The sequence below is a fragment of the Serratia quinivorans genome, assembly GCF_052113645.1.
Lineage (GTDB): Bacteria > Pseudomonadota > Gammaproteobacteria > Enterobacterales > Enterobacteriaceae > Serratia > Serratia quinivorans_B.
Genome location: NZ_JBIEIU010000011.1, coordinates 231,239 through 237,299 on the forward strand (window position 1 = coordinate 231,239; position 6,061 = coordinate 237,299).

Genomic DNA, 6,061 nt, shown 5'->3' on the forward strand with positions numbered 1-6,061 from the left:
CAAAACATTTAAATCTTAACGATAAAAATTACTGGAGATGGGTGTGGATACCGAATTACTGAAAACCTTTTTGGAGGTCAGTAGAACGCGTCACTTTGGCCGAGCCGCAGAATCCTTGTACTTAACGCAGTCTGCCGTCAGTTTCCGCATCCGCCAGTTAGAAAACCAATTGGGCGCGAATTTATTCACCCGTCACCGCAACAATATCCGTCTGACGCCAGCCGGGGAGCGGCTTTTGCCCTATGCTGAAAGCCTGATGATGACCTGGCAATTGGCGAAAAAGGAGGTGGTGCGGTCACTGCAACATACCGAATTGTCCATCGGTGCCACCGCATCATTGTGGGAAGCCTATTTGACCCCGTGGCTGCAGTCGCTCTATCAGCAACGCGAAGCGTTACAACTGGAAGCCCGGGTTGCGCTACGGCACTCTTTGGTAAAGCAGCTGCATGAAAGACAGCTCGATTTGCTCATCACCACCGAGCCGCCAAAGATGGATGAGCTGGCCAGCCAACTGCTGGGCAATTTCTCGTTGCGGCTGTTCTCTTCCAGCCAGCGCGATCAACATGCGCCAATGCCGTATATCAAGTTGGAATGGGGAGCTGATTTCCATCAGCAGGAAAGCCGCATGCTGGAAAGCGACACTCTGCCGGTGCTCACCACCACCTCTGCGCATCTGACCCGACAACTGCTGGAAACCACCGGCGGCTGTGCCTTCTTGCCCAGCCAGTGGGAGAAGGACTACCCGCAGTTGACCGTAGCCGCCGATATCCCGGCGATTATCCGCCCGCTGTATGCCGTCTGGCTGCAAAATAGCGACCAACAGCCGCTGATCCGGCAATTGCTGAAAATACCTTTGAATACCACAGTATGAGCCGTTATAACGGCTTCAAACGAGGATGCCGGGGTTTGGCTCGCCTGTTGAGCCAAAACGCGCTCATCGCCTTCTGAAGGCCGATAAAGCAGAACAGCAAGATACCGATAACGATTTTGGTCCACCACGAACTGAGCGTACCGTCGAAGGTGATGTAACTCTGAATCAACCCCTGGATCAGCACCCCCAACAGCGTGCCCAATACGGTGCCTACGCCACCGGTCAACAAGGTCCCGCCAATCACGACGGCGGCAATGGCATCCAGTTCCACGCCGCTGGCGGCCAAGGCGTAACCCGCTGAGGTATACAGCGAGAAAATAATCCCGGACAGTGCCGCCAGCGTGCCTGAGAGCAGGTAAATCAGTACGGTCGTACGCTGCACCGGCACCCCCATCAGTGCCGCAGACACCCGATTGCCGCCAATGGCGTAGACGTTATGTCCGAAGCGCGTACGGTGCGCCAGCACCATGCCGACCGCCACCACCAATAGCATCACCAGCGCCAGCAACGTAAAGCGGCCACCGCCTGGCAGCTTCCAGGCATAGTTCGCCAACGTCGCATATAAGGGGTGTTCGATGGGAATCGACTCCTCCGAGACGATGAAACTCATGCCCCGGACGAAGAACATTCCGGCCAGCGTGATGATAAACGCCGGTAACTTCAGCACATCAATGATCCAGCCCATCAGCGCACCAAATGATGCTCCCATCAGCAGCGCAATGACGAACGCGTAACCCGGCGCAATACCGTAGGTCCCTATCAGCTTGGCCAGCAGGACCCCGGTGAAGGCGATCACCGAGCCGACCGACAGATCAATGCCGCCGGAAAGGATCACAAACGTCATGCCGACCGCGACAATGCCGAGAAAGGCGTTGTCGGTCAGCAAATCGCACCACACCCGCGTTGAGGCAAAACTGGGAAACTGCGTAAGGCAAAAACCGTAGCCCAGCAGGAACACCAGGACAGTAATCCACAGCGGAAGATTACGTTTGATCATGGTTTTCTTCTCCTCAGCAGCTGGCGCAGCGTGAAGCTTGGCGATTGCACCATCAACACCGCCAACACCACGATCGCCTTCAACACCAGATTAAACTCCGGCCGGTAACCAGACAGTAAAATGCCGGTATTCATGCCCTGAATAATTAATGCCCCCACCACCGACAACAGCAGGTTAAAACGGCCGCCCAACAGTGAACCGCCACCAATCACCACCGCCAGGATCGCATCCAGCTCTAACCACAGTCCGGCATTGTTGGCATCTGCACCACGGATATCCGCCGTGACGATAATCCCGGCTACGGCGGCGCACAGCCCGCAGATCACATATACCGCTATCACCACCCAGCCGGTACTGACACCTGCATTGCGCGCCGAACGTAGATTGATGCCAACGGCTTCGATAAACAGCCCCAGTGCCGTTTTACGCGTCAGCAACCAGATCAACAACAGCATCACCACGGCAATGATCGCCGGCATCGGCAAATACATCAGTGCACCGCTGCCGAGTCGCGCCAATCCCTCGCGTTCAAAGGTGACAATCTGTCCTTCGGTGATCAGCTGCGCAATGCCACGTCCAGCCACCATCAGCATCAGCGTGGCGACAATCGGTTGTATCTGCAGAACCGCGACCAGAAACCCATTCCACAGGCCACATAGCGCGCCAACTGCCAAGGCGGCAGCCAGTACGTAGCCCAAGGGATAGCCGGCGCTGGTCATCGTGGCAGCCGTGGCACCGGCTATAGCCATCACTGCCCCCACGGAAAGATCGATGCCGCCGGTGGCGATCACCAACGTCATGCCCAACGCCAATAACGCGACCGGCGCGCCACGGTTAACAATGTCGATTACACTGCCGAACAGCCGACCATCCTGAATGTGTATGGAAAAGAAATTCGGGGCGACCAGGCTGTCGATCAGCAAAATCACCGCCAACGCCCCCAACTGCGTTGCCCCGGCTGGAATGACCCATCTGACTTTACGCGGTCCACTGGTCATGGAGAAACTCCTGAGGTTCATCCGGCCCCCTGTTGTGCGGCTATCGCCTGCATGATCGCAGGCACCGTAATGGCTCCATGCTCGAGCTGCGCCACGTGTTTTCTGTCCCGTAGCACCACAATACGATCGGCATAGCCCGCCAGTTCCTCCAGTTCGGAGGAGATCACCAGCAGCGCCAGGCCTTCGTCACACAGTTTTTCGATCAAACGAATGATTTCAGCATGCGCGCCAACGTCAATGCCGCGAGTCGGTTCATCCAGGATCAGAAAACGGGGTTTGGTCGCCAACCAGCGTGACAGCAGCACCTTCTGCTGGTTACCACCGGACAGGTATTGGATTTGCTGTTCCGGCCCCGGCGTGCGGATGCCCAGCAGTTGGATATAACTTTCGGTAATGCGGGTTTGTTCTCTCAGCGAGAGCGGCCTGAGCCAACCGCGCTGTGCCTGCAAGGCTAAGATGATGTTTTCCCGCACCGTCGCAGCACCAATAATCCCCTCGGTTTTACGGTCTTCAGGGCAATACCCAAAGCCCAGACTGGCAGCTTTACGCGGCGTACGAATGTTCACCGCACGTCCTGCGACTTTTACACTGCCGTTGTCGCGCGATTTAATACCGAATATTAGCTGGGCCGTTTCGGTGCGTCCCGATCCCAGCAGACCCGCCAACCCAACGATTTCACCCGGGCGAATCTGCAGGTCGAAAGGCTCCACCATGCCGCGCCGTCCGTAACCGCTGAATTCGACCAACGGGGGGGCCTCTGTTGACGTATGCTCGCCACGTTTCAGTAGCGACTCATCAAACGCGTGGCCCAACATCATCTGAACCAACTCCAAACGCGGTAAATCGGCGGTGGCTTTCGTCCCCACTAATTTGCCGTTGCGCAGTACGGTGATGCGGTCGCTGATGCGGTAAACCTGATCGAGGAAATGGGTAACAAAGATCATCCCCAGTCCCTGGGTGCGCAGCTGGCTGAGAATATCCAGCAGCATGCTGACCTCTTTGGCATCCAGACTGGCGGTTGGCTCATCAAGGATCAAGACTTTGGCAGACAGGTCGACCGCCCGTGCGATAGCAATAATCTGCTGGATCGCAATCGAGTAATTACCCAGCGGCTGGCTGACATCCAACTGCAGCCCATACCCCAGCAAAAGCTGCTGAGCCTGACGCAGCAGCTTTTTTTGATCGACCAGGCCAAAGCGCGTGGGTTCTCGTCCGATAAACAGGTTGGCTGCCACCGAGATGTTCGGTAGCAAGTTAACCTCCTGATAAACAGTGCCAATACCTAGCATCTGCGCCTGTGCAGTGCTCTGCGGGGCAATGGCGACGCCTTCCAGCAATATCTCACCGGCGGAACGCTGATAAACCCCGGTCAGCGCTTTGATCAGTGTGGATTTCCCCGCGCCATTTTCGCCCAGCAGCGCCATGATCTCTCCGCGCTGCAATACGACATCAACCTGCTCCAGCGCTTTTACGCCGGGAAACTCGACGGATAATCCTTTAATCGTCAATAAACTGGTCTGAGATGTAGCCATCTTCTGCCCCGTCGGTGAGTCGATTAATAGCCCATGCTTTTCTTCAGCTCGAATTCCTGCTTAGCCGTATCCGGCTGCAATAGCTTGGATTCTGTCTGAATAAACTTCGGCGGTGGGGTACCGTCTTTCTTCATTGCCAGCAGTGCATCAAACGCCGGGCCGGCCATATTGGGTGTCAGCTCGACCGTGGCATTGGCTTCACCATTCATCATTGCCTTGAATATGTCAGGCACGCCGTCGATAGAGACGATTTTGATCTGTGAACCCGGTTTTAAACCCGCCTCTTTGATCGCCTGAATAGCGCCGATGGCCATATCGTCGTTATGCGCATAAACGGCACAAATATTTTTGCCGTTTTGCTCGGCCTTGATGAAGCTTTCCATCACTTCTTTGCCCTTGCTGCGGGTGAAATCGCCAGATTGCGAGCGGATAATTTTAACGTTGGCGGCGGAGGCGATACCGTCAGCAAAGCCCTTCTTGCGATTGATGGCAACGCTGGCGCCCACGGTGCCCTGCAGTTCCACCACGTTGCAAGGCTTGCCGGCGACCTCTTTCACCAGCCATTCTCCTGCGACTTTACCTTCATGCACGCTGTCAGATGCCACCGCTGCGGTGTACAGCGACGGGTCGTTGACTTCAATCATGCGGTCGAGCAGGAATACCGGGATCTTGGCCTCTTTTGCCTCTTGCAGCACCGGAGTCCAACCGGTGGCGACAACGGGCGCAATAAAAATGGCGTCAACGCCCTGAGCGATGAAAGATCTGACCGCTTTGATCTGGTTCTCCTGTTTTTGCTGCGCATCGGCGATTTTCAGCGTGATGCCCCGCTTTTCCGCTTCCTGCTTCGATACCTTGGTTTCCGCCGAGCGCCAACCCGATTCGGAACCAATCTGTGAAAAACCGACGACCAGCGGTGCTGCCTGTACCGTTCCTACCAAGGCGCCAGTAATGGCGGCCGCTAACAGCAGACGTTTAACCATGTTGTTCTCCTCGCGTTGCCGGGGCATGGAATTGCCTCAGACAGGGATTTTTGTTGTTGTGAATGCTGCATTTTTTCTGGTGAAGTGGATGTCAAAAAGGTTTGACACCCATTAGGTGTAGTCGAAAATCGCGCAGGAATAATGAGCGGCATCACATCGCGGCAGAACAATCATTTTGTGCATGGATCCAGCCAAAAATGTCTACATTGAGAACGATTTTGGTGGGATTTTTAAGCAATTACGCAGAGGAATAGCGGGGATGGGGGCAATAAAATGCAAAAAAAAACCCTTCGCTTTCGCAAAGGGTTTCTAATATGGCAGGGGCGGAGAGACTCGAACTCGCGACACCCGGTTTTGGAGACCGGTGCTCTACCAACTGAGCTACGCCCCTAAATCTCGCTTAACATTATGCCTGCTAAAGTTAGCAGGCATAATTTAAATAAGTGGCGGAACGGACGGGGCTCGAACCCGCGACCCCCTGCGTGACAGGCAGGTATTCTAACCAACTGAACTACCGCTCCACCGGTTCTTTTACGTTACATCTTTCGATGCAGGCAAAACCGCACTTTGCGATCCTGCTCATTACCAGTTGTCAGGCTGATAACGTTTATTTGATGCCTGGCAGTGTCCTACTCTCGCATGGGGAGACCCCACACTACCATCGGCGCTACGGCGTTTCACTT

General features: G+C 55.3%; 5 protein-coding genes and 2 tRNA genes. 1 reads left to right on the forward strand and 6 read right to left on the reverse strand.

All coding sequences use genetic code 11. The features are described from left to right. The first annotated feature begins 43 nt into the window (after positions 1-43). Positions 44-871: an HTH-type transcriptional regulator HdfR gene (gene hdfR / locus ACGS9J_RS19960; protein WP_442232514.1), complete on the forward strand. Its 828-nt coding sequence runs from the start codon at positions 44-46 to the stop codon at positions 869-871. Between the two features lie 4 nt (positions 872-875). On the opposite strand, the gene yjfF is transcribed toward hdfR, so the two are convergent. From yjfF to ACGS9J_RS19990, 6 genes are all read right to left on the reverse strand, one after another. Next, a complete protein-coding gene (gene yjfF / locus ACGS9J_RS19965) occupies positions 876-1,868 on the reverse strand; it encodes a galactofuranose ABC transporter, permease protein YjfF (protein WP_442232515.1) in 993 nt (330 codons plus the stop codon). Then, the gene (ytfT, locus tag ACGS9J_RS19970) at positions 1,865-2,866 is read right to left on the reverse strand and encodes a galactofuranose ABC transporter, ATP-binding protein YtfT (protein ID WP_442232516.1); all 1,002 of its coding nucleotides are present in this window, start codon (positions 2,864-2,866) and stop codon (positions 1,865-1,867) included. The genes yjfF and ytfT overlap by 4 nt, the downstream gene beginning before the upstream one ends. A 17-nt stretch (positions 2,867-2,883) precedes the next feature. Next, positions 2,884-4,398, reverse strand: a complete 1,515-nt coding sequence (ytfR, locus tag ACGS9J_RS19975; protein WP_442232517.1) for a galactofuranose ABC transporter, ATP-binding protein YtfR — start codon at positions 4,396-4,398, stop codon at positions 2,884-2,886. 23 nt (positions 4,399-4,421) lie between these two features. Then, entirely contained in the window at positions 4,422-5,378 is a 957-nt protein-coding gene (gene ytfQ, locus ACGS9J_RS19980; RefSeq protein WP_442232518.1) for a galactofuranose ABC transporter, galactofuranose-binding protein YtfQ, read from the reverse strand. Positions 5,379-5,693: 315 nt separating this feature from the next. Beyond that, positions 5,694-5,769: transfer RNA gene (locus tag ACGS9J_RS19985), tRNA-Trp, on the reverse strand. Positions 5,770-5,822: 53 nt separating this feature from the next. Continuing rightward, positions 5,823-5,899, reverse strand: a tRNA-Asp gene (locus tag ACGS9J_RS19990). Between the last annotated feature and the right edge of the window lie 162 nt (positions 5,900-6,061).